Source organism: Xenorhabdus entomophaga, assembly GCF_037996725.1.
Lineage (GTDB): Bacteria > Pseudomonadota > Gammaproteobacteria > Enterobacterales > Enterobacteriaceae > Xenorhabdus > Xenorhabdus khoisanae.
Map to the genome: position 1 here is coordinate 1 of NZ_JBBMXH010000482.1, position 227 is coordinate 227.

Annotated in this window: 1 protein-coding gene; it reads right to left on the reverse strand. The window is 59.0% G+C overall.

Going from position 1 to position 227, the window contains the following annotated elements; genetic code table 11:
* The coding region (locus AAC854_RS23730) for an IS66 family transposase (protein ID WP_340619199.1) at window positions 1–227 on the reverse strand (227 nt) is incomplete at both ends.

A 227-nucleotide genomic window follows, 5' to 3' on the forward strand; every position in this document is an offset into this window, starting at 1 on the left:
GCAGAGCAAAACCAGCCGTTGACCGATAAACGCGGTCAGCCCGCCCCCGCTGTAATCGGCCATCTGTTGCAGGTTGCGGGTGATGTGCGCCCAGCAGAACTGATGTCGGGATGGGACCAGCCAGTGATAGCTGGCGCACTGGTCAGTCACGACAACCGATGGGGTTGTCTCGCCCAGCAGCGATTTGGCCGTTTCCGCATTACGGTAAGCGCGGATTTTCTGGTAAA